Genomic DNA, 22,646 nt, shown 5'->3' with positions numbered 1-22,646 from the left:
CTGCCGTCCACGCAGGGACGGCAGCGACAGCGGTGACCAGGGCGTGTTCCGAAAGTCCCGCCTGTCCGGCGGCGCCTGGCACTCACGCTCGCCGCGTTGTCGGGATCACCTCGATACACCCGGTATCGGGGCGGTCCTCCGCCTTGCGATCGCACGCACCGGACGCCGCCGGACCCGCCCTCCGGGCGGACGGCGCTACTTTCGAAACACGCCCTAGTTGTGAATCAGGATCGTCGGCTTCGCGTCCGCGTGGCCCTTCGCGTCAAAGACGTAGAAAGCACCCCAGCCGGGCTTGCCGGCAAGCGTGATGACCTTGGCCTTGACGCTCCCGACGGTGACCGAGGTCGTCCTTGTCACCGGGAGGCGGAAGACCCCCGCCCACACCACACCGGAGGAGCTGCCGCTGGCCACCGTGGCCACCTTGCCGGACATAACGCCTGCCACCGGCAGGACCGTCGGACTGGCGGAGCCAAGGTTCTTCGGGGCGAGGGCCCTTCGGCGTCAGCCACACGCTCCCTCCGCCGACGGAAATCTCCTGCCCCGGCGAAACCACCTGAACAGCGCTGGGCTCACGGGCGGAATCAGCCGTGGCAGCAGCAGCCGGAGCGGCATTCACTCGAGCCGCGCTCCCGGTCGCGGCGACGCCCACACCCGTCCCCGTCGCCAGCACCGCGGCGCTCGCGACAACAGCCAACCAACCGTGCCTGCGCTTGTGCGAACTGTGGGAAGTCATCACGTTCACTCCTGTGGATCAAACAGCCTCGGCCTCCAGCCGCGGGGACCGGAGCAGGCAGGCACTTGCGTCCTGTCCAACCTCCAGACGGGGCCCGGGCCGCGAAACGCTGCTCCCCGGGCACCTCAAGGCATGTGGCATACATCACAACCCTGCCCCGTGGGGGCGCACCGGCTCAGCGACCTCGGTGTCTTCGCCGTCCCGCGCCCGGCGCAGAAGGCCCTGGACCCCGGGGCACCGAGTGGCCCTGCGGGCGGGGACCTCCGTCTTGAGCCGGGGGACCGCGTGCTCGGCGATCCGGTGGGTGAGCGAGGCAAGCCGTACCGGCAGGCGTCGTACTCGTCCTCGGCGATCTCGGACCCCGGCGCAGCAGAGCGAAGACCTCCGCGAGGCAGGCGGCGGCTTGGATGCAGGACGACCCGCGCCCAAGGCAATGAGAGATCAGGCGACAGTCGCATGATCGACCGGCCGGCTTCCAACCGCTGGAAGAAGCTGTACGTCATGAAGCACCTACGGCGGGGAACGCGGTGATCTGTCAGATGCGGAGTGGGAGCGGCTGCGGCCGTTTCTGCCGGTGAGCAACGGCCGGTGCGGATGATGGCGTGATCATCGGCAGGTGATCAACGGGGTTTTGCGTCGGGTTCGGACGGGGGTGCACTGGCGCGATCTGCCGGAGCGGTTCGGTTCGTGGAAGACCGTCTGCGAGTGCCATCGGTGGTGGTCGGCGGACGGCACCCGGGAACGGCTGCTGCAGCAGTTCCGGGCCGCGGCCGATGCGCCAGGGAGATCGACGGAGGCATCTCGGTGGACTCCACCATCTTGCGCGCGCACCAGCACGCGGCCGGTGCCCTGCGGCGCGGATCAGTCCTGTCGCGATGCGGCGATGCCCTTCTGCATGTCCTCGGTGTTCATGACCGGGTGGATCTCGATTTTCGCGCCCAAGCCCTCGAAGAGGGGCTCGGAGATCAAGGGGAGGAGCGAACTGTCCTGCATGTCGAAGACGAACGTGCAGGCCCGCCTTCCCTCGCTGGGGCCGAAGTACGCCGCCTCCGGCTTCAGCCGTTCCATGAGCGACTGCATGGTCTTCGACAGGCTGCCGTTCTTGACGGCTTCGTTCGCGAGCTGGGTGTCCAGCTGGGCTCGCAGCATGACCCTCATGGATTTGCTCCCTCTGTCACGCCGGGGCCGGCGCGGATCCGTCCGCGCTCGCTGGTGCCGGCGGCGTCCCGCTCAGCGTCACCGGGAGTGGTCGGGGCAGCCAACATCTCGTGCACCATCCGGGCTGCCGCAGCGTCCCCATCCCCGAGGACGTCGCTGATCTCCTCGCCCGCCTGCGAAAGCGCGTGGACGTCCTGGCCGACGACGCAACGCCTGGCCGTCGGCCCGGGCCGTGTGCGCGGCGACCGCGCCGGGTCGTCGATGCGCACCGCCTCGTGGAGACGGCGTACGACAAGAAGAACTACACCGGCCATATCAAGGCGTATCTGAAGAGGCAGGCGGGGAGATGTTGGTGAGGTCCTGGGACTTGTGGCCGTAGCGGTCGAGCGAGGGGACGGCGAGGGTGTCGCCAGCGTCGAGGAAGGCGTGGCACGGCTTCACCTCGGGGCGGAGCACGTTCTTGCCGGATTTCTTGTCGGCGAAGGTCTTCCGGCATCCGGCGGCAGTGAAGCAAGATCGGATACGCTCGGGCCGACGATCTTGTTGCATCGGAGGGCAGGTGTCAGCCCAGAGCGAGCCATCGGATGCCGAGCTGTTCGGTCTGCGCGGCCTCCATTTCGTCCAACAACTCACGGCCGGTAGCTTTGCGCAAGAACTGCGCCTGGCTCCAACCCAACCTGTCGGCGGCCGCCATCTGCTCTGCGCCGAGAAGCAACTCCAGCACGGCATCACCGGCTGAAGAGGTGAGCCAGGGCTCGCGTCCGAGCGCATCAGCCAGGTCGAGGCCGTGGACAGCGACTTCGACGACTCGGGTGAGCAGGAACTCCGACAAGAGCATGGCGTCGCCATGACGCGTCCAGACGGTCCGGCCGGACGGCTGGACCCGGCACAGCCGGTCGACCCGCTGCCAGGTCGCGGTGAACTCCTCGGCGAAAGCGGCGCCGTCAGCCGACTCTGCTGCCCGGTCCTGGGCCAGAGCGATCCGAAAGCTGTTGGTCCGAGGCGAAAAGCGGTCGTCCGGGCGGTAGTAGTCCGCAGCGGAGACCGGGGCCGCGCCCGGGGCCGGCGCGTCCAGCATGCCCGGAAGCCAATCGATCACGACGCACACGTGTCCGAGCAGGGCACGTACGGTCCACGGAGAGCAGCGTGTCGGGAGGCTCCACTCAGCTGCGGACAGTTCTGACATGGCATCAGTGAGTGCTCCGGATTCCCGACGAAACGCTTCGAGCACACGGTCTTGATTCATGCCGGTGACGCTACTGAACTTGGATGCGTGATGTCGGCGGCTCGGATCAGGTGATCACCGCTTGCGGTTGGGGCTCCACTCGTAGGCTCCCGCGGCCGTCTCGATGCCTTCGCGGGGCCAGGCCAGCCGAACCTGTTCCAGGAGCCCGCGGTGCTCAGCGATCCAGTCTCCCTGGGCCTCGTGCCGGGATCGTCGTAAGACGGTCCGGGTCGCTCACCTGGATCGACAGCCAGTCGTCTTCGTGCATCCGAATGTCGAGGCTCAGACCGCGGTCTCCGCCGATGCAAGGATGCGAGCCCGTCTGTGATCGAGGTCCGAGCTCGTGGACAGGCGCGTAATGCCGCAGGAAGCGAAGGAGGGGTTGTTTGAGCCGTGTGAGTACTATCGCTGCTGACTGCTCACCCCCCACTTAGAGAACCGAGGGCCACATGTCCACAAACCTTTCAGTCCCGAGTGTCACGGCGGACTACGCACAGCGGGTCGCTGACGACCTGTCTGCGAACCGGGGTGAGCAGGAGCGTGTGCGTGCCGAGCTGGATCGGCTGCGGGACGAGCTCGTCCGTCTGGAGGAGAGTGAGCAGGTCCTGACGAAGATGCAGGATGTGCTCGGCGGTGCACCCAAGCAGACGGCGAAGCAGGCCAAGAGCCGCAAGGCGGCTGTGGTTCCGGCAGCCCGTCGATCCAACGCCAAGACCGCAGGCGGGAAGCCGGGTGCCGCCGGCGGGCGCAAAGCTGCCAAGAAGTCGGCCTCAGCGAAGAAGCCGGGCGAGGCGACCTGGCTGGAGCTGACCACCGCCTACCTGGGCGGACAGGGCGAGCCCAGGTCTGCGGCCGAGGTCTCGGATGCGCTGACCGAAGCGCACCCCGAGCGCACGGTTCAGGTGACGGTAGTGCGCAACGCCCTGGAACAGGGAGTCGCGCAGGGACTGCTGGAGCGATCCAAGCAAGGGCGCTCAGTCTTCTACAGCCCGGTCCCCGCTGCTCCGGCCCCATCCGACTCCTGACGCTCTGCTTCCGCGTGGTGATCTCGGGCAGGAACGGAGTTCGGGTCACGCCACCCTTCCATGGGGCTCGGCCCCACCGCTTGGGGCACGGCTCAGGTCACCCACGCAGGAGAGATGCCGTCAGGGCCCGCGAGAACGACGAAGGCGGGCTCGGGCGGGGCGGCCTAAGGTCATGGGTGGAGCCTGGCAGAGCGGCCGAGGTGTGTGTCGTTCACTGACGCCCAGTGGGCACGTATCGAGCCGCTGCTGTCCCGACCGGACACCGAAGCGAGGCGGGCGGTGGCGTGATCACCGGCACTGACCCCACCACGCCACGCACGTCGGGAGATCCGGGAAACAGTGCCTAGCGGACCCGGCGGCGGCCCTTGGAGCGGCGTGGGTAGGGAAAGAGCCGCGGGCTGCGCTTGGCGGCCACATCCTCGATCCAGCCGGAGAGCACGATCGCCAGGCAGATAAGCGGGACGGCGACCACCAGCGGGGTCCAGCGGCTTCCCAGCAGCCACTGCGCGTGCTGGTAGAGGAAGGTGTTGCTCCACAGCGGGTCGATCAGTGGCTCGGTCAGCACCAGGGCGACGGAGTGCCACAGGTAGACGGTCACTGCGCGGGAGTTGAGCAGGCTGATCACGCCGTTGAACCGCTCCAGCGGCTTGGGCCACTGCTCCCAGGAGGGGCTCAGGTGCAGTAGCAGCACCACCACGCCGAACGACCAGATCGCCTGGGCGACCGGTACTGCTTCCAGGTCGTGCCCGAGCCGGGGGTTGTCCACCGGCGACTGCAATAGCCACCAGTAGCCGAAGACGAGCACCAGCGGTGCAAGGGACGGCACGACGTACCGTGGGATCTTGCGTAGCAGCCCCTCCCCGTGGGCCATGCCGAGGAGCCAGCAGGAGCCGAAGGTGGTGAAGTCGGTGGCGGCTTCCATCAATCGGCCACCCTGGTCGACCAGGCCGGAGTTGAAGAAGAACGCGAGCCCCAGCGGCACGAACAGGGTGACCCAGGGAAGCTTCCGCAGCGCCTTGAGCATGAGCGGCGACAGCAGTACGTACCAGAGGTAGGCGCGCAGGTACCAAAGCGGCACACAGATCTGTTCGGCCCAGGAACTGGGCAGGTGCCCGCCGAAAGTGTGCAGCGATGCCCCGAACGGCGGCTCGCTGAACGGCAGGATCCAGTAGACCAGATCACCCCACCACCAGTTGGGGTGGCTGGGAGCAGGCCGCCAGCCCTCCAGGAGCATCAGCGGCACCACGACCGCGCCGAACAGCCACATCGGCGGCAGCAGCCGGCGCAACCGGCCCCGGATCACGCTGAGGGCGGAACGCTTGAGTGACCGCACCATCAGCGCCCCGGCCAGCGCGAACATGACGCCCATGGAGGGGAAGACGATTGGCAGCCAAGTCCAGCCGAAGTTGTGATAAACCACCACGCGAACCAGGGCAAGCGCCCGCAGCAGGTCGAGATAGCGGTCGCGGACGGGCTTGCGCGCAGGCCCCGGGCCGGCCCCTTCGGGCTGCGGAACGCGCTGCGGGGGGATCACGGCGAAGTCCGTCACGCGCAGGGCGACGGTGTCCGAGGAGTTCTGGATGCCGAAGGAATTTGGTTCCGCGATACTCATGAAGACGTCGCCCCTGTCGTGACATCGAGACCAACCTCACCGGTACGCCGCAGCTTCTGCCAGCGCAACCGGCCCCCGGTCAGAGCGGTGATGGCGGACTGCAGCAGCACCATGTACATGAGCACCCGGTAGACCACCTGCTGGGCCGGCAGCGCGATCAGGTGCCACGCCTTCTCCTTGTCCAGGTGGAAGGACCACCAGGCGCAGAATGCCTGCAGTGCCATCACCGCGAACCAGGCGGCCAGGGTCTTGTACGCGTCGACGAAGACCACGCCGTAGACCATGCCGATGTCGATGGCGGGCGCGAGCAGAGGAGTGACCACCATGAACAGGGCGACAAACGGCAGGCCCACTCGGCCGAAGTGGCCGGCCGCGCCGCGCTCGAGCACCGCACGCCGGTGTTTCCACATCGCCTGCATGGTGCCGTAGCTCCAGCGGTACCGCTGCGACCACAGCTGCTTCAAGCTGTCGGGGGCCTCTGTCCAGGCACGCGCGTTCTCGGCGTAGACGACCTTCCAGCCGGCCCGGTGCAGGGCCATGGTCACATCGGTGTCCTCGGCGAGCGTGTCGTCGCTCATCCCGCCCGCCTGCTGCAGCGCCGTACGCCGGAAGGCGCCCACGGCACCCGGGATGGTCGGCATGCAGTCGAGGACGTCGTACATCCGGCGGTCGAGATTGAAGCCCATCACGTACTCGATGTGCTGCCAGGCGCCGATCAGCGTGTCGCGGTTGCCGACCTTGGCGTTGCCGGCCACCGCGCCGACGCGGGGGTTACCGAAGGGCTGCACCAGCTCCCGGACGGTGGCGGGTTCGAAGACTGTGTCGCCGTCCATCATGACGATCAGGTCGTATGAGGCGGCGGCCACACCCGTGTTGAGGGCGGCGGGCTTGCCACTGTTCGGTTGCCGGATCAGCCGGACCATCGGCAGGTCGAGCTCCTCGACTATGGCGGAAGTGTCGTCTGTCGACCCGTCATCGACCACGATCACTTCGATGGGATGTTCGCTTCTGGCAAGGGAGAGCAGGGTGTTGGTGATGCACTCCTGCTCGTTGTACGCGGGGACGATCACGGTTACCGGTTCGGTGACCGGGGCACCCCAGGAGAAGCCCCTCCTGCGGACACGCCGCACGTGGACGGCCGAGAGCACCAACATCAACGCGAACCGCGCCATGACCAGAACGCCGACGACCGCGAGCAGGCCGACCAGCCATGGCAGCAGCCCCACCGAAAACGTGGTGCACCACAGGAACGCCTTACCGACCCACAGGTTGTAACTGGTCACCTTGGTGTTGGCGGAGCCGGTGCCGAGCGCCTCGCCGGTGGTTTTGAAGGTGTAGCCCTGTGCCTTGAGCTTTTCGATGATGATCGGCAGAGCGGCCAGAGTCTGCGCCCGGTCGCCGCCCGCGTCGTGCAGCAGGATCATCTGGCCCTGGCCGGGCAGGTCGGGCATAGCGGCCTTGACGATGGAGTCGACGCCGGGGCGCTTCCAGTCGTCGGTGTCCTTGTCGATGAAGGCGGTCAGGTACCCCTCGGCCCCGGCCTGCTTGGTCACAGGCCACGACCAGTCGTCGAGGGCGTCCACGGTGGAGGAGTAGGGGGGACGGAAAAGGCTGGAGTGGATGCCGGCGACACCGGCCAGGGCGAGCTGGGTCTCGCCCAGTTCCCAAGTGAGCCGGGCACCGGAGTGCAGCGCGAGGTCCGGGTGAGTGAAGGTGTGCAGGCCGATCTCATGGCCGTCGGCCACGATCCGGCGGATCAGCGACGGGTTGCGCGTGACCATCGAGCCGGTGACGAAGAAGTCGGCGCGGACGTTCTTTTCTTTCAACACCTTGAGGATCTTCGGCGTCCACTCTGCGGACGGCCCGTCGTCGAAGGAGAGGACGACGGTCTTGTCCGGGATCGTGTAGTTGACCGGTTTGTTCTTCTTGTCGCCACGTGCGTCAACGACTGGGCCCCCCTCCAGCACTCTGGTCGGGACGGTGCCTTTGTCCACCGACACGGCTATGTGGTCGTCGTGGAAGGCCTCGTTGTTGGCCATGCCTCGGAGCACCATCAGTGCGAGCAATGTCGCCAGTACGGTCACCGGCAAGAAGAACCGCAGCGGGGGCGCGGCGAGCCTGCGCGGCCGTGCGATGGATTGCCTGTGGCGCTGATGGCGGGGGCGGGGCAATGGACTTCCTGATCGGTCGCGTCTGGCTACTGTGCGGCGGCGGTCACGGGGCTCGATGCCGCCGGAACAGCCGCCGTCGTAGTGGTGGCCGACGTGGTGGCGTCGGAAGGTGTCACCGGCGCGGTGGCGTCGGGAGTGCCCGCCGGGGCGGCGGTGGCCTTCTCGGGGTGGGTGACACCGGGAGCCGCAGGCAGCGGCGCGTTCAGGTACTGGTTGGGCGGTTTGGTGTCCGCGGTGCTGGGGGTGGTGAGCGCGGGCGCTTGTGACTGGGTTCCGATCAGGCCGGAGATCATCGCCACCACGCACCCGGTGCAGAGGATGCCCATCAGCCAGCCGAAACCGCGCAGTCGGCGACCGCGCTGACCGGTCTGGTCCACGAAGACGGGAGCCGGCTCGACAGTGGTGGGGGTTCTGGTCATCGACAGCCTCGAGCTTCTTTCATCGTGGTGCAACTGCGAGCTCGGCGCCGCCGAAGGGTTGGGTGGTGCAGAAGATGACCAATATGCGAGTTAAGGGAACTTGTCCGACCCGTCCCCGATCACGCACGAACAGTAGTATGGAGATTCGGTGAATGTCACGTGCGTCTCGTACAGTTCCGGCTAAGTCACTTGCATCCCGCCCGAACGGATCTCCACGCATGGCCACTTCTCGCAGTCGCCTGATGGTCGCGGCGATCCTCATGGTCGCCGTCTCGCTCCTGGTGGACGCCTGCGGCGCGGGAAGCGGGGGCGGCGCCAAGACGGGTTCGGCCACGGCTGCTCGCTACCAGGTGTCGCCCCTCCTCAAGCCGTCCGGCCGCGCGCTGGGCGTCGTCGACGCCAAGACGCCCTGGCAGTACGGCATCGTCGAGACCTTCACCGAAGAAGCCGGTCGGGCCCCTGACATCCGCGAGTACTACAGTTCGTGGGGCGACGACTTCGACGCGGAGGGCAATGCCTTCCTGTGGCAACACGGTCAGCTGCCCATGATGGCGCTGGTGCCCACCGACGCCCCGCTCGCCGATACCGCCAAGGGTGAAGACGATGCTTACATCCGTAAGCTGGCGGACCAGATCGCCGCATACGACGGTCCATTGGCCCTCTCCTTCGCCGGTGAGATGAACGGCCCGTGGAACTCCTGGGGGCCCGAGCACGCCAAGCCCGCCGACTTCGTCGCGGCCTGGAGGCATGTACATGACGTCTTCTCTGCGCGAGGCGTCACCAACGTGATCTGGGTATGGACCCCGCACGTGGTCGACTCGGGCACGCCCGCCAAGCTGCGCCCCTACTACCCAGGCGACGCCTACGTCGACTGGGTCGGTCTCATTGGCTACTACGGACCAATCGACGGCGGCGCCTTCTCCAGTTTGTTCACACCCACCCTGCACCGGATCGCGGACTTCTCCAGCAAGCCGGTGCTGATCGCGGAGACCGGGGTGGCGGAGAGCGACCAGAAGGAGGCGCATATCCGTGACCTGTTCCAGGGCGCTGCGAAAGCCGGCGTCATCGGGCTCGTCTGGTACGACCAGCGCAAGGACTGGCCGGGCGGGAAGCAGCTGATGGACTGGCGGATCAGCACCTCGCAGGGCGCACGGGCCGCGTTCCAGGTGGAGTCGGCCCGCAGCAGCTTTGGTCATTCGTTCAAGAACGGCTGACACAGGGCTTGCAGAGCGAGGGGCGCAACTCAGCCCATACGTAACGGTACAGATCAGGGCGACTTCGCCGCAGTTGACGCATGCGGATCGCCCGACCAGGGGAGATCACGGAGATGACGACCGAATCGTCGCCGGGCCAAGAGGGTCCGCAGGGGGAGGACGGCTGGGCCTTTCCATCCAGCAGGTCTCCTGCCGTCCCGGACCTGTACGGGGACCAGCACCTGTACGGGGACCAGCACCTGTACGGGGACCAGCACCTGTACGGGGACCAATATCCGTACGCGCAGCAGCAGAATGACTCGGCCGGGACGTGGGAGAGTCAGTGGCCGGCCCAGTCGTCCAACCAGCAGCCGGCCCAGTCGTACGGCAGCCCCTCCGGCACTCGGTGGGACACCACCGCCCCGATGCGGTTCTCCGAACCGTACTCCGGCACCCCCGAACCCGTCGACGAGCCGAGGCACCGGATACCTCCGCACACCCGCCGCAGCGACGAACCGGCGGAGCAGCGGTCCGGGAACCCTTCGCCATCGACAAATCCGTCGGCTTCGGCCGCCGTCCGCGGCCGGGCGGCCCCCCGTTCCCCGGAGGCTGTCGCCACGCAGCCGCAGCCTCCTGCGCGCGCGGGCGGTAGACGGGCCAGGAAGACCAAGTGGGCGGGAAAGGTTGTGCTCGCCCTCGCCGTTCTCGCCGCAGGAGGTGCCGCCGCTGTCGTGCTCAAGCAGCAGGACGCGCAGGCCGTCGCCTCGGAGACGCTGACGCCGGCCTGGCAGATATCGGCGCCTGGCGAAGACGACACCCTGATCGGCAGTTGGCTCACCGACAAGCTGCTCGTCCGAGCAAGCAGCCGAGGCGGCCTGCAGGCCTACGACCTCACCGACGGAAAACAGGTGTGGAGCGCCGCGGGCCCCAGCACCGGTGACAGGCGCGACACGATCTCCTGCGCCATGTCGCCGACGCTCGGCGTCAAGGGCATCGGCACGGTCGCCTTCGGCAAGGACGCCAGCACCTGCACCCGGCTGGCAGGTGTCGATACGTCCACCGGCAAGATCCTCTGGTCAATGCCGCTGACCAACAGCAAACACTCAACGGCGATGATTGCCTCGACGTACGTGCAGGGCGAGGTCGCCACCATCGTCAGTGAGAGCTTTCTCGGCGGTATCGACGTCGGCACCGGAAGCCGCGTCTGGGGCTACAAGCCTCGCGGACACTACTGCAACGCCTACAGTTGGGGCGCTGACGGCGTCGTGCTGGTGGATGACTACTGCCTCGACCGAAAGACCCGGTTCACCCTCACCGCATACGACGGCAGCACCGGGAAGGTGATCTGGCGGAAGTCCGAGAGCGCCCACTCGGACGTGACGCACATCCTGTCGGGCAAACCACTGGTCGCCGCCGTTCACACGGCGCGCCAGGACGCCGTGCGGGTCCTCGGCATCACTGGGACCGGCCGCAAATTGGCTGTCGGTGACGATGAGCTCATGCCCGGCAACAACACCGGCGCCGACCACTCCGCACAGTTCCACGGCAATGTCCTGGTCACCCCTGCCCTGGCTTCCGGTAGCCCGGTGATCGACGGCTACGACACCACCACCGGCGCCAAACTCTGGACCATCCGTTCCGCCGCGCTCGCCGTCGCCGCTTCCCGCGCGGACGACAAGGTGTACGCGGTCACCACGTCGGGCTCCCCGCGGCTCATCGCCATCGATCCTCGCTCCGGTCGCGCTTCCCCGGTCGCGGAATTGTCGGCGGGTATCGGCACCTGGCACTTCACCTCCGGCACGGTGTACGTCACCTCGGACGGCGGTGTACTGGAACTCAACGCCCTCGGCTCGAACGGCGGCGTACGGCTCTACCGGTAGAGCCCCACTGACTGCCGGGAGTCGGTACGGTGATCCGCGCGTATCGGGCGCCGATGCCCGCGCCTCCCACTTCTCGAAGTACAGCGCGCATCGAGCCGACAGCAGGCGACGGCGCCACTCTCTCCACGCCCTGCCTCCCGCGCCTGGCCGCCCTCACCCGCCACCTCTGGGCCGGGACCAAGGGCTACGAAGAGGCCTTCCACCACTACGACAGCAAGCTCCCTGTCATCACGACCACCCTGGCCGACCTCCGCGCCCACGGACCGCACGGCGCCGTCTTCCGACGCTCTGGCCTGCGGGGCCCTCTTCGCACGCGGGCCCGCTGCTGAGCCCAGTGGCGTTCCAGGACGGCCTGGCGGCTAGGGTTGCCGACCGCGTCGTGAGGCCCGGGGGCGCGAGCGCCAGGAGGCCGAACAGCGCGCGGCGGAGCGGGGAGCGCGGCACCCGGCGTGTGCGCGCTGCGGGTCAGAGTTCACCGACGAACGCTGGAAGCGGGCCCAGGCCACCGACCGGGGGACTCCGGCGGACACCCACCCCACCCTCTGTGGTCGGTGCGAGCGGCGCGACCTCGTCGCCGTGCAGCCGGCTCAGACACTGCATCACCGTTCGGAGGGCCAGGACCAAACGGAGCCGGGCGCACTGCGACGGTGATTGTTCGATTTTCCACGGGGGCGAGAGTTTCCTCCGGCAGGTACGACGGGTCAGCCGGAGGAGGTGTGCCAGGCGGTTTCGGCGTCCTGTGCGGTGCGGCGGACGGCGAAGACATGGTCGAGGCCGACGATGCGGAGGATGCGGTCGAGGTGGCTGGGGACCGCGGCCAGGACGACGGTCGCGTTCGCGGCCAGGGCGTGGTTGCGGGCGGTGATCAGGACGGTGATGCCGGTGGAGTCGCAGAAGGCGAGGCCACCGAGGTCGAGAACGAGCTGCTGGCCCGGGCTCGGAGTGAGGCCGGGCAGCACGGCGCGGACTTCCGGCGCGGTGCGGTGGTCCAGTTCTCCGACGAGTTCGAGGACCGGTCCGGCAGCGGTGGTGCGGGTGTGAAGGGTCAGGTGCTTGGTCACTGCTGCTCTTCACTGGGGGGTCGGGGTACGTGGATGGCCAGGACTGCGGTGTCGTCGTCGACGCCGGTCCCGAAGGTGTCGAGCAGGTCGCGGACGGCGTGGATGGTGTCCGAGGCGGTGGTGGGGGCGAGCCGGCGGCCGAATTCGAGGAGGGCGTCGTCGCCGTAGCGCTGTTTGCCGCCCGGGACGGCGTGGGTGTGGGCTTCGGTGAGGCCGTCGGTGTGCAGGAGGAGAGTGTCGCCGGGAGCGAGGTGGACGGTGGTGGTGGCGATGTGGGCATCGGGCAGAACGCCGATGAGCTGGCCGCCAGGGGTGGGAAGGTAGTCGGCGGTGCCGTCGGCGCGCATCAGCAGGGCCGGGGGGTGGCCGCCGCTGGCCAGCGTGATTCGGAAGCCGCCCTGGAGAGGGTCGGGGGTGAGCAGGCCGTAGACGACGGTGCAGAAGCGAGGGTCGGTCCCTTGGAACTCGTGGTTGAGGACCGTGTTGAGGTTGACGAGCACGGCGGCCGGGGCGGGGTCGTAGACGGCGGCGGCGCGCAGGGTGTAGCGGGCCAGGGAGGTGATGGCGGCTGCGGGGGCGCCCTTGCCGCACACGTCGCCCAGGAACAGGCCCCAGGTGCCGGCGGCCAGGGGGAAGAGGTCGTAGAAGTCGCCTCCCACCTCGTCGGCGGAGGCGATGTGGTAGTACGCCGACACGTCCAGGCCGGGAACGTTCACCAGGGCCGGTGGTAGCAGGGTCTTCTGCAAGGTGGTGGCCAGGACCTGGAGGCGGTCGCGTTCGAGGTCGGCTTCGTGGCGGGCGCGTAGCAGTTCGGTTTCGTAGGCGCGGCGGTCGCGGGCGTCGAAAATGGTGGTGCGGATCAGCAGGGGCTGCCCGTCGCTGCCCGTTTTCACGGTGGAGGTGACCAGGACCGGCAGCCGGGTGCCGTCGGCGGCCTTCAGCTCCAGAGCGATGCCGCTGATCTCGCCTTGCATCCGCAGCAGCGGGCCGAAGTGGGTCTCGTGGTAGAGCCGGCCGCCGACGGTGAGCAGGTCGGAGAAGTGCTTGCGGCCCACGAGATCATCGCGTTGATATCCGAGCCAGTCCAGCAGAGTGGTGTTGACCTTCGCGATCCGGCCGTCCAGCTGGGTGGAGAGGTAGCCGCAGGGCGCGTGCTCGTACAGATCCTCGGCACTGTCCTCCAGCAGCGCGGAGAACTGTGCCTGGTCATCGACCGGCCCCTCGCCCTCCCGTCCCTGCTGCCCTTCGCCATTGGCCTTGCACATCATCGGGCGGCCCTCACGAACGCGGCGATCGCCTCGGCGGTCTCCTCGGGCGCGGCGAGCTGGGGGCAGTGCCCGGTGGCGCTCAGCGTGACGAGCCGGCTGTCCGGAATCTGCGCGTGGACGAAGGCGCCGACCTCGGGTGGGGCGATCGCGTCGCTGGAGCACTGGGCGACCAGCGTGGGCACCGTCACCTTGTCGAGGTCGGCGCGGTTGTCGGACAGGAACGTCACCCGGGCGAACAGTTTGGCGATCTTCGGGTCGGTGCGGCAGAAACTGCTGGTGAGTTCCTCCCCCAGCTCCGGCCGCTCCGGATTGCCCATGATGACCGGGGCCATCGCACCCGACCAGCCCAGGTAGTTCGCATCGAGGGATTCCAGCAGCTCGTCGATGTCCGCGGCGCTGAACCCGCCCCGGTAGCCGGCATCGGGGTCGTCAATGAAGCAAGGCGAGGGAGCCAGCAGGACCAGTCCTGCGAACGCCTCGGACTCCCTGGCAGCGGCCAGCACACCCATCATCGCGCTCACCGAGTGCCCGACGAACGTCACCGGTCCGAGCGCCAGCTCCCGGCACAGTTCGAGGACGTCGTCGACGTACCCGTCCAGCGTGGAGTACCGCTCGGGACTCCACGCGGCAAGGTCCGAGTTCCCCGCGCCGACGTGGTCGAAGAGGACAACGGTGAAGTCCCGCTCCAGTGCCGGCACCACCAGACGCCACATGTTCTGATCGCACCCGAAACCATGCGCCAGTACCACCACCGGTGCACCGGGCAGCCCGGTGACCCTCACATGGTTCCTGCTCCGCACATCCATGCCTGCCATCGTCGCAGACGGCTGCGGGGGTTATGGCGTCGCCATCGCGAGCGTGGCGCTCATCTGGAGGACGTGCGATTCCCTCGGGAGCCCAGCTGCATCCCGCACCGGTGAACACACAGCCAAGTGGCGGAGGTCGCTGGAGCTGCGGGAGGGCGAGGAGGAGGCCCTTGCGGCCGCCGGGCAGCGGCATGGATCCGCTCTCTGCCCGGTGCGCCGACGCCCCGCCCGGTCGGCGCCTGGCTCGCCGGGGAACTACCGGAAGCGATCGAGACGGCGACGGCCTCCCTGGCCCCGAAGGGGTGCGACCGCACGGGCCCCCACGGCGTGATGATCGACGGCACGGGCGGCGCCGATGAAGTGACGCGCAGCGCTCTGGCCGCAGTGCCGTGCACGGTCCACGACGTGCCATGGCTCACTACAGATCAGCAGATGCTGCTCTGGCGGTGGCCTCCCTGGTCACAGGGGCGGTACGGCTGCTCGCACAGACCCGGGCACGGCCGTCACCACCGGCAAACGGGCCCGCATGTGGGCCCTGCTGGACCATGCCATCGCCTGCAACGACAGCTCGCCCCGGAGACTTACGCAGACGGGCGCGCTGTTCTTGTCGTACGGCCAGGGACGACGAGCAGCAGCCCGAGCGGCCGCGTCGCTTCAGGGCGGCTCCTTGGGCTGTGCACACCCCAGACCCGAGCAGCCCGGCAAAAGGAAGGCCCACAGTCCGACCCCCTCCGTACCCTTGAGTGAGGTGCCCGAGACAGGAGGGCAACGTGGCCCGCGGTGGAAGCAACAGGCGAGACCTGGATAAGTGGGCGAAGGGCTTCGTCAACGGCACGAACAAGAGTCTGGAGCGGGCTGCCCGACGAACCCCGTCCCGTGTTCCGGTCCAGGCGTAAGCCGCTTCCGGCCCTGGTGCTGTACCCACCTGGCACGAGACGGTCGAGAGCCCTCACCGTGGCGGAAATCCGACGGCTCCTTGACGCTCTCGTGCCCCACCCCGGCCCCGAACTCAAACCGCGTCAGCACGCTCTGAGATGCGCCCACTGGCGCAGACGCCGCCAAGCCATCGCCCAACGATGCCACTACCTGAAAAGAGCCAGCTCGGGACACGAGATCTGACTGGAGTACTGGGGCGTGTTCCGAAAGTAGCGCCGTCCGCCCGTCGCCCGGCAGGCGGGACTTTCGAAACACGCCCCAAGCGGCCCGGGGACGTGCTCAACCGGGGAGAGCGACGAGCCTCATCTCATAGGCGGTGATGACGAGCTGGACCCGGTCCCGGGCACCCAGTTTGGTGAGCAGGCGTGACACGTGTGATTTGGCGGTGGCCACCGTGATGAAGAGGTCCTCCGCGATCTCGGTGTTCGACAGGCCGCGCCCGACCAGGGTCAGGACCTGCCGTTCCCGTTCGGTGATGCCCTCGACCGTCCCTGGGGACCGCTTCGGGGCGGCTTCGGGGCGCCCGGCGAACTCCGCGATCAGGCGGCGCGTGACACCGGGCGCGATCAGCGCGTCGCCGGCGGCGACCACACGGATCGCCGCGAGGATGTCGTCGAGTGACATGTCCTTGACCGCGAAGCCGCTCGCTCCGGCCCGGAGCGCGCCGTAGACGTAGTCGTCATCGTCGGAACTCACCAAGTGCTACGGCGGCAAGACCGCCGTCGACCACCTGTCCTTCACCGTGCGGCCGGGGCAGGTCACCGGCTTCCTCGGTCCCAACGGAGCCGGCACCACCACTCTGAGGATGATCCTCGGCCTGGAGACGCCGACCGGCGGCGGCGCCACAGTCAGTGGCCTTCCCTGCCGCAGCCACTCCCGCGGACTGCGGCACGTCGGCGCCCTCCTCGACGCCGGCCAGGTCCACGGCGGACGCACCGCCACAGCCCACATGTCGGCCCCGGCACGCAGCAACGGCATCTCCCCGCGCCGGGTGGAGGAGCTGCTGCACGAGGTGTGCCTGGCCGACGCGGCGGGCCGTCGCATCGGCGGGTTCTCGCTCGGAATGAAGCAGCGGCTGGGGGTGGCCACTGCCCTGCTCGACGACCCGCCGGTGCTGATGTTCGACGAGCCGGTCAACGGCATGGACACCGAAGGCGCGCTCTGGATGCGCCGCCTTTTCCGGCGCCTGGCGGCCGAGGGCCGTACGGTCTTCCTCTCCAGCCACCTCATGTCGCAGATGGAGAACACCGCCGACCGGCTCGTCGTCATCGGCCTGGGCAAGCTCATCGCCGCCGAGTCGGTACGGGAGTTCGCGGCCCGCAACACCGGCCTCGGCGTGGTGGTGGGCACGCGGCAGGCCGCCGAGCTGACGGCGGTGCTGAGCGCCGCGGGCGCGTCGGTCGAGCCGGAAGGATCGGCGGGCGCCGAGAAGCTCGCCCGTGACCGGACTGCCGTCGGACCGGATCGCCGCGCTCGCCTTCGAAAACGGGATCCTGCTCAACGAACCCACGACCCGGGCGGCCCCATTGGAAGAGGCATTCATGGAACTCACCGCCGACAGCATCGAATACCAGGCAGGACTGCCCCGATGACCACACTCGCCGCCCCCACGACCACCTCGGCCGGCTCCCTCGCCGAGCCGCCCGCCTGCTTCCGCGACCTGATCGCCTCCGAGTCGTACGGCGTCGCGAGTGAGGTAGCGGCGTTGGGTGCTGCTGTGGTGCCGCATCCATCGCCAATGCCCGGAGTGGAGGCGGTCGCGTAGGGCGGCTGTCCTGCTCTGGGCGAGCTGCATGCGCGGTTCGAGGAGTCGTGTCTGGTCCTGGTCAGGGCCAAAGGAATTGCCGAAGAGCGTTGCGTCGGGGGCTTCACGGAAGAAGGCCGTGCCGACGAGGACGGTGTTGACGCGGGCAGTCGCGCGGAAGGCCCGGTGCTCGGCAGAGGACCTTTCGATGCCTTCTCCGGGGGGCAAGGATCGGTAGCCGATGTCGTTGATGCCGACGTACCAGGTTCGGCGGCCTCCGGGGTTACCGAAGTAGAAGGACTCGATGTAGGTGAAGCGGCGCGCTCCGACCCAGGGCCAGGACTGTTACGGCTTCGGGAGGGCGTTGACACGGGTCTTGCCCAGCTTGACCAGGGCGTCGCCGACCAGGAGCCGAGGTCGGAACCATCGACTGGTGGTGTTAAGGCCGTAAAGTTCGACGGTGGTGTCCGTGGACCAGGTGGTGAGGTAGTCAAAGCGGCCGAGCTTCCAGGTGCGTTTGGTGATTTCCAGCTCGAGAGCTTTGTCGGGTACGGGTTCCTCGGGTTGGTAGGGCGAGAGGGTCACGGCCGAAGCGCAGGACTTAGGTCGCGGATGAGTTGCGCTGACCTTAGGTTGATGGTGTCCGTCGCACCGCTACGACCGTGGAGCAGCCATGGTGAACCCCTACGACGTCGAGCGAAGCTTTCCCGACTACTTCCTCGAGCACCGTCGGCTGACCGTCGAGCAGGCAGGCACCTACCGGTGCGGGGAACTGCCGATGTGGACCGTCTACTGCCCGGCGGGTTACCTCGGGAACTCTACGATCATCGAGGGCGACGACGGCCTGATCGTCTACGACACCGGTGTGAACATGGAGGCGGGCCGGGTCATCGCCGCTGAGATCGCGAAGATCTCGGACAAGCCGGTCAAGGCGATCTTCTACTCCCACCACCACACGGACCACTACAACGGGACGCGCGCGCTCGTCGACCCGGCCGACGTCGAGTCCGGCGCCGTGAAGATCTACGCCTGGGAGAACTTCATCGCCGAGCGCGACAACGAGTTCGGTGAGATCCTGCCGCGCCAGTCGATGGGCTCGGCCTACTACGGCGGTGCATTCCTGTCCCCGGAAGACAGGCACCACCACGGCATCGGTACCGTCCCCGCCGGCGGCGAGGCCGGGTTCATCCCACCCACCGACCTGCTGCACGGCGATGAGACGCTGACGATCGCCGGCGTGCGGATCAACGCCTTCTACACGGGCGGCGAGGCGATCAGCGAGTTCGGCATCCACCTGCCCGACCTGGACGCGGTGATCATCGCGGACGAGTTCTTCACCGGCATCCCTAACATGCACACCATCCGCGGGTCCAAGCCACGCATGCCCGAGAACTACCTCACCGCGCTGGACCGCGTGTTGGAGATCGGCCCGCACTGGCTGCTCGGATCCCACATCCAGCCCATCGAGGGTGAGGACAGGATCCGCGACGTCGTCACCAAATACCGGGACACCACCCAGTACCTGTGGGATCAATCGGTGCGGCTCATCAACAAGGGCTACACCCCGACCGAGCTCCAGCACGCACTGAAGGACTTGCCCGAGGGAGTCTGGGACGCCCCCTACGTGGTGCCGATGTACGGCACACCGTTCACCACCGTCCCGGAATTCTTCACCGGCTGGGTGAGCTGGTTCAGCGGCGACTCCACCGAGCTGTTCCCCTCCCCCCCCGCGCACAGGGCGAGGCGGATGGTCGAGCTCATGGGAGGAGTCGACGCCGTCGTCGCGGCGGCCAAGGCCGACCACGAGGCGGGCGACCACCAGCTCGCCGCCGAGCTGACGCAGCTCGCCGTCCGGGCCGCCCCCGATCACGAGGACGCAAGGCTGCTCAAGGCGGCGGCCCTGCGTGCCCGCGGCTACCAGGAACTCAACCCGATCGCCCGGTCCTGGTACCTCACCGGCGCTCTGGAACTGGAGGGAGCCTTCGACACGGGGGACCTGCTGCGAGCCATGCTGGGGCTCCTCGGAGCACCGCAGAGCCCGGTCGATACCGTCCGTGGCTGGCGCTACCTCCTCGACGCCGAGAAGGCCGTTGGCCGTACGCTCGCCGTCGGGCTGCGGTTCGATACGGGCGAGGAAGTCACGGTGCGGGTCCGCCACCAAGTGCTCGTGGTCGAGGACGGTGTCGACGCCGACGCCGACGCCGTCGTCGAACTCACCGCCGCCGACCTGGACGGCACGACACCGATCAGTGCCACCACCGGCGACGTGGCGGCCTGGACAGAGTTGCAGGGGCTGCTCGACCGCGAGATCAAGGGATTCAACATGCACATGCGATAGGACCGTCCGCATGCGGCGTAGACCGAGGAAACGGCTCCCCAACTACCGAACATCCAGGAGCACGGGCCGCTGCCTCGGGAGAAGACACTGGCAGGGTCTCATCCGGCAGGCTGCGCGGGCCCCCTGTGGCCCGACGTACGGTGGGAGGCCGCCGAGGAGACGGACCGGGGCCGCTTCGTCGATACCCACCCATGCTGTGCGACACCTGCAAGCACCACGCCGTCACCGCCACCCAGGAGTGCCAGGGACCGACGCGCGGTGAGGTTGCGCGGGATGGCTCCTGGCCCGAGCCCCAGCGCCCCGTCTGCTCCGACCTGGGCCGGATGGATGGACTTTTGGCCGCGTAGGGGACACCGTTCGCCGTCCTGCCGGGCCATGGACTCCCGCGGTGCATGTCCTGCTTGCCCACCTGCATGAGGTGGGATGCGGAGCGGCGCCCGCCTGGCTTCGACGCCGAGACACACAAGGAGCGCAACGCCGCGCCCCGTTTGCGGGGTGACCGGCTGTGTCCTTCCCGTGCACCTTTCGGACTGCCCGTCGAGCACGGCCCCGTCCGCGGGTCGCTGGCAGGGTGTGCTCTTCGGCGGGTGGCGGCGAGCAGCTCAGCGAACGTCAGTTGTTGCCCGTCCCGTGGCATCGCACGCTCGCGAAGTCTGTGCCGATTCTGAGCGAGGGAGCCCGGGAGAGGGAGTGCGGCGGAAATGGGGCGACGAGGGCGGGGGAATATGCGCGAAACTATGATGATCAGGCGGGCGCCGCAGTAGTGGCTGACTGGCTGGGGGTCTGGTGGAACGGTACGAAATCGAGACTTTTTTGACCCTCGCTGATGAGCTGCACTTTGCGCGGACCGCAGAACGATTGCACGTCTCCCCTGGGCGGGTCAGCCAGACGATCAAGACACTCGAGCGACGGGTGGGCGGCCCGTTGTTCGAACGCTCGAGCCGCCGCGTCGCTCTTACTCCTGCCGGACTGCAACTCCGCGATGCCGTCCTGCCGGCGTATCAGCAGATCCAGCGCGCCGTCGCTGACGTAACGGCTGCCCATTCCGGCATTCATGGTGCGCTGCGGGTCGGCTTCACCGCGCCGTGGAGCGGCGAGATCCTTGTCAAGGCCGGTGACGTTCTTTCCGCACGCTATCCCCGCTGCACGGTCGAGTTGGTGAACGTGACCTACGGCGCCGCCATCGCCGCCCTGAGGCAGGAGCAGGTGGATCTGCTCGTCGCCGAACCGCCGGTCGAGGAGCCCGACGTCGTCGTGGGGCCGGTGCTGTTCAGGAAGCGCCGGGCTCTGGTGGTTCCCGCCGCTCACCCGCTGGCCCGGCGGCGGACGGTGACGTTGGAGGATCTCGCGGTGCTTCCGTTGGTGACGGCGGCCGGCGTGTCCAAGGCGTTCAGGGAGGAGTTCTTCCCCGTCCGCACGCCGCAGGGCAGGGACATCGAGCACGGTCCGTCGGCCGGTGGCTGGGAGGGGGTGTTGTCCCTGATCAGTGGCGGGAAAGGGGCCACCGTGGCTGCTGTCGCCGCTGGGACGTATCACGTCCGGCCCGACATCGCCTATATCCCGTTCGACGATGCGCGGCCCGTCGAGTACGCGCTCATGTGGCGGGACGGGGATGCCTCGCCGAGGTTGCAGGCCCTCATCGGGACGGTCGTCGAGGTCGCCTCGGTGCCCGGCGGGTCGTCAGGCGGCTGCCGGTGCATCGGCGCGCCCGGCCCCCGGGAGTGTCAGCGTTGCGCCGGCGGTGGCGAGTAGCCCGGCGGCCGCGAGCAGCATGCTCCAGTGCATCCCCGCGAGGAAAGAATCCGCTCCGGCCAGCAGGGCACCGAAGACAGCCACGGCAATCGCACCACCGACCTGGCGGGCGGTGTTGAGTACGGCGCCGGCCGTTCCCGCGCGGTCGGCGGGTACGGCGTCGAGCAGCATGGCGGTGAGCGCGGGTACCGCGAGCGCGCCGCCGAGGCCGACGGGCACCATCAGCACGGCGACGACCCATACAGGGGTGTGCGTACCCACGGTCAGCAGGGAGAGGAGCCCTGCCGTGCCGACGAGCTGACCGGCTGCCATGGGGACGCGCGGTCCATAGCGGGCGGCCAGCCGGGCGGAGGCCAGGTTCACGACCGCGACCAGAGCCGTCATCGGGATGAACATCAGGCCCGCGTGCAAAGCCGTCTGTCCGCGTTCCTGCTGGAGGTAGAGGCTGAAGTTGAACACCCCGCCGTAGTAGGCGGCGTTGAGCATGAAACCCACGACCAGGGACACCGTCACCACGCGGGTCCGGAACAGCGGCAGCGGCAGCATCGGATGGGACCCTCGCGCCTGGGCGACGAGGAACCCCACGGCCGCGGCCGCAGCCACCGACAGAGCGACCACTACCGGGCGGTGGCCGAATCCTTCGGCTCCTCCCTCGATCACTCCGTACGTCAGCCCGCCCATCGCCAGGACCGCCGTCCCCTGTCCGAACCAGTCCAGTCGCGCCGGAAGCCGCCGGGACGCGGGGATCCGGGCCAGGAGGGCCAGTGCCAACACGGCGGCCGGCAGGTTGACGTAGAAGATCCATCGCCAGCCAGCCGACGCGGTCAGAGCCCCGCCCACCACCGGCCCGGCCGCCACGGCGACCGCGCCGCCGACCGTCCAGACGGCGATCGCCCGCGCCCGTTCAGCCTGATCCGGGTAGCCCTGGCGGACCAGTGCCAGCGAGGCCGGCATCATCACCGCGGCCGCGGCGCCCTGCACGAGCCGGGCCGCGACGAGCACCGCGAGCCCGGGCGCCAGCCCACATGACATGGAGGCCAAAGCGAACAGGACCAGGCCGCCGGCGAAGGCCCGCTTCGCGCCGACACGGTCGGACAGCGCGCCCGCGGACAGCATCAGGGCAGCGAACATCAGCGTGTAGCCGTCCACCACCCACTGCAGACCGGACATGCCCACATCGAGGCTGCGCCCGATGTCGGGCAGGGCCACCGTGACGATCAACGCGTCCAGGGAGATCAGGAAGAAGCCCAGCAGGGCGGCACCCAGAACGGCGGAAGAACCACTGCGGACGGCAGTCCGTGGCGACGAGACGCCCTTGGCCAGAG

18 protein-coding genes and 5 pseudogenes are annotated in these 22,646 nt (G+C 68.4%); 9 read left to right on the top strand and 14 right to left on the bottom strand.

Annotated features, from left to right (window positions below; translation table 11 throughout):
• Window positions 1–213: 213 nt before the first annotated feature.
• Window positions 214–444, bottom strand: coding sequence for a hypothetical protein (locus tag ACN6LM_RS17340; RefSeq protein WP_445066245.1), 231 nt, complete (start codon window positions 442–444; stop codon window positions 214–216).
• A gap of 821 nt (window positions 445–1,265) precedes the next feature.
• Between ACN6LM_RS17340 and ACN6LM_RS17335 the strand changes: the two are divergent.
• A pseudogene (locus ACN6LM_RS17335) lies at window positions 1,266–1,591 on the top strand (transposase); the annotation flags it as partial.
• Window positions 1,592–1,594: 3 nt separating this feature from the next.
• Here the strand turns inward: ACN6LM_RS17335 and ACN6LM_RS17330 are convergent.
• From ACN6LM_RS17330 to ACN6LM_RS17320, 3 genes are all read right to left on the bottom strand, one after another.
• Window positions 1,595–1,891, bottom strand: coding sequence for a DUF3303 family protein (locus ACN6LM_RS17330; RefSeq protein ID WP_445066244.1), 297 nt, complete (start codon window positions 1,889–1,891; stop codon window positions 1,595–1,597).
• A 315-nt stretch (window positions 1,892–2,206) separates the two neighbouring features.
• The gene (locus ACN6LM_RS17325; protein ID WP_445066243.1) at window positions 2,207–2,440 is read right to left on the bottom strand and encodes a recombinase family protein; all 234 of its coding nucleotides are present in this window, start codon (window positions 2,438–2,440) and stop codon (window positions 2,207–2,209) included.
• Between the two features lie 13 nt (window positions 2,441–2,453).
• The gene (locus tag ACN6LM_RS17320; RefSeq protein WP_445066242.1) at window positions 2,454–3,137 is read right to left on the bottom strand and encodes a maleylpyruvate isomerase family mycothiol-dependent enzyme; all 684 of its coding nucleotides are present in this window, start codon (window positions 3,135–3,137) and stop codon (window positions 2,454–2,456) included.
• A gap of 428 nt (window positions 3,138–3,565) precedes the next feature.
• Here ACN6LM_RS17320 and ACN6LM_RS17315 point away from each other — a divergent pair, with 428 nt between their 5' ends.
• Window positions 3,566–4,141, top strand: coding sequence for a hypothetical protein (locus ACN6LM_RS17315; protein ID WP_445066241.1), 576 nt, complete (start codon window positions 3,566–3,568; stop codon window positions 4,139–4,141).
• Window positions 4,142–4,484: 343 nt separating this feature from the next.
• Here the strand turns inward: ACN6LM_RS17315 and ACN6LM_RS17310 are convergent, their stop codons facing one another.
• From ACN6LM_RS17310 to ACN6LM_RS17300, 3 genes are read right to left on the bottom strand one after another with little or no spacing between them, the layout of a single operon-like run.
• Window positions 4,485–5,753: an acyltransferase family protein gene (locus ACN6LM_RS17310; RefSeq protein WP_445066240.1), complete on the bottom strand. Its 1,269-nt coding sequence runs from the start codon at window positions 5,751–5,753 to the stop codon at window positions 4,485–4,487.
• Window positions 5,750–7,924, bottom strand: a complete 2,175-nt coding sequence (locus ACN6LM_RS17305; RefSeq protein WP_445066239.1) for a bifunctional polysaccharide deacetylase/glycosyltransferase family 2 protein — start codon at window positions 7,922–7,924, stop codon at window positions 5,750–5,752. Before ACN6LM_RS17305 ends, ACN6LM_RS17310 begins: the two co-directional genes overlap by 4 nt.
• A gap of 26 nt (window positions 7,925–7,950) precedes the next feature.
• Window positions 7,951–8,343 (bottom strand): hypothetical protein, encoded by a 393-nt coding sequence (locus ACN6LM_RS17300; protein ID WP_445066238.1) that lies wholly within the window; start codon window positions 8,341–8,343, stop codon window positions 7,951–7,953.
• A gap of 218 nt (window positions 8,344–8,561) precedes the next feature.
• On the opposite strand from ACN6LM_RS17300, the gene ACN6LM_RS17295 reads away from it, so the two are divergent.
• The gene (locus ACN6LM_RS17295; RefSeq protein WP_445066237.1) at window positions 8,562–9,557 is read left to right on the top strand and encodes a glycoside hydrolase family 26 protein; all 996 of its coding nucleotides are present in this window, start codon (window positions 8,562–8,564) and stop codon (window positions 9,555–9,557) included.
• Window positions 9,558–9,876: 319 nt separating this feature from the next.
• Here the strand turns inward: ACN6LM_RS17295 and ACN6LM_RS17290 are convergent, their stop codons facing one another.
• Window positions 9,877–10,155: a hypothetical protein gene (locus ACN6LM_RS17290; protein WP_445066250.1), complete on the bottom strand. Its 279-nt coding sequence runs from the start codon at window positions 10,153–10,155 to the stop codon at window positions 9,877–9,879.
• Between the two features lie 55 nt (window positions 10,156–10,210).
• Here ACN6LM_RS17290 and ACN6LM_RS17285 point away from each other — a divergent pair.
• The 3 genes and pseudogenes from ACN6LM_RS17285 to ACN6LM_RS17275 form a co-directional block, all read left to right on the top strand.
• Window positions 10,211–11,005, top strand: a pseudogene (locus tag ACN6LM_RS17285) (outer membrane protein assembly factor BamB family protein); the annotation flags it as partial.
• 30 nt (window positions 11,006–11,035) lie between these two features.
• Window positions 11,036–11,416, top strand: coding sequence for a hypothetical protein (locus tag ACN6LM_RS17280; RefSeq protein ID WP_445066249.1), 381 nt, complete (start codon window positions 11,036–11,038; stop codon window positions 11,414–11,416).
• A 53-nt stretch (window positions 11,417–11,469) separates the two neighbouring features.
• Window positions 11,470–11,745: a hypothetical protein gene (locus ACN6LM_RS17275; protein WP_445066236.1), complete on the top strand. Its 276-nt coding sequence runs from the start codon at window positions 11,470–11,472 to the stop codon at window positions 11,743–11,745.
• 372 nt (window positions 11,746–12,117) lie between these two features.
• Here ACN6LM_RS17275 and ACN6LM_RS17270 read toward each other — a convergent pair whose 3' ends face one another.
• The 4 genes and pseudogenes from ACN6LM_RS17270 to ACN6LM_RS17255 all read right to left on the bottom strand — a co-directional run.
• Window positions 12,118–12,477 carry an STAS domain-containing protein gene (locus ACN6LM_RS17270; protein ID WP_445066235.1) on the bottom strand — a complete coding sequence of 120 codons (360 nt, stop codon included), beginning with the start codon at window positions 12,475–12,477 and terminating at the stop codon, window positions 12,118–12,120.
• Window positions 12,474–13,742, bottom strand: coding sequence for a PP2C family protein-serine/threonine phosphatase (locus ACN6LM_RS17265; protein WP_445066248.1), 1,269 nt, complete (start codon window positions 13,740–13,742; stop codon window positions 12,474–12,476). The genes ACN6LM_RS17270 and ACN6LM_RS17265 overlap by 4 nt, the downstream gene beginning before the upstream one ends.
• Window positions 13,742–14,551 (bottom strand): alpha/beta fold hydrolase, encoded by an 810-nt coding sequence (locus ACN6LM_RS17260; protein WP_445066234.1) that lies wholly within the window; start codon window positions 14,549–14,551, stop codon window positions 13,742–13,744. Before ACN6LM_RS17260 ends, ACN6LM_RS17265 begins: the two co-directional genes overlap by 1 nt.
• A 1,215-nt stretch (window positions 14,552–15,766) precedes the next feature.
• Window positions 15,767–16,186, bottom strand: a pseudogene (locus tag ACN6LM_RS17255) (LuxR C-terminal-related transcriptional regulator); the annotation flags it as partial.
• A gap of 31 nt (window positions 16,187–16,217) precedes the next feature.
• Here ACN6LM_RS17255 and ACN6LM_RS17250 point away from each other — a divergent pair.
• Window positions 16,218–17,079: pseudogene (locus ACN6LM_RS17250) on the top strand (ATP-binding cassette domain-containing protein).
• Window positions 17,080–17,384: 305 nt separating this feature from the next.
• Here ACN6LM_RS17250 and ACN6LM_RS17245 read toward each other — a convergent pair.
• Window positions 17,385–17,816: pseudogene (locus tag ACN6LM_RS17245) on the bottom strand (ETEC_3214 domain-containing protein); the annotation flags it as partial.
• 88 nt (window positions 17,817–17,904) lie between these two features.
• Between ACN6LM_RS17245 and ACN6LM_RS17240 the strand changes: the two are divergent.
• Together ACN6LM_RS17240 and ACN6LM_RS17235 are read left to right on the top strand one after the other, a co-directional pair.
• Window positions 17,905–19,569 carry an alkyl sulfatase dimerization domain-containing protein gene (locus ACN6LM_RS17240; protein WP_445066233.1) on the top strand — a complete coding sequence of 555 codons (1,665 nt, stop codon included), beginning with the start codon at window positions 17,905–17,907 and terminating at the stop codon, window positions 19,567–19,569.
• 786 nt (window positions 19,570–20,355) lie between these two features.
• On the top strand, window positions 20,356–21,321 hold the full coding sequence (locus tag ACN6LM_RS17235) for a LysR family transcriptional regulator (RefSeq protein WP_445066232.1): 966 nt from the start codon (window positions 20,356–20,358) through the stop codon (window positions 21,319–21,321).
• On the opposite strand, the gene ACN6LM_RS17230 is transcribed toward ACN6LM_RS17235, so the two are convergent.
• On the bottom strand, window positions 21,250–22,644 hold the full coding sequence (locus tag ACN6LM_RS17230) for an MFS transporter (protein ID WP_445066247.1): 1,395 nt from the start codon (window positions 22,642–22,644) through the stop codon (window positions 21,250–21,252). The genes ACN6LM_RS17235 and ACN6LM_RS17230 overlap by 72 nt on opposite strands.
• Window positions 22,645–22,646: the final 2 nt, after the last annotated feature.

It is taken from the genome of Streptomyces sp. SAS_281 (assembly GCF_052542855.1).
Note: the sequence above shows the minus strand (reverse complement) of the source record. Positions and strands in the feature narration are given on the sequence as shown.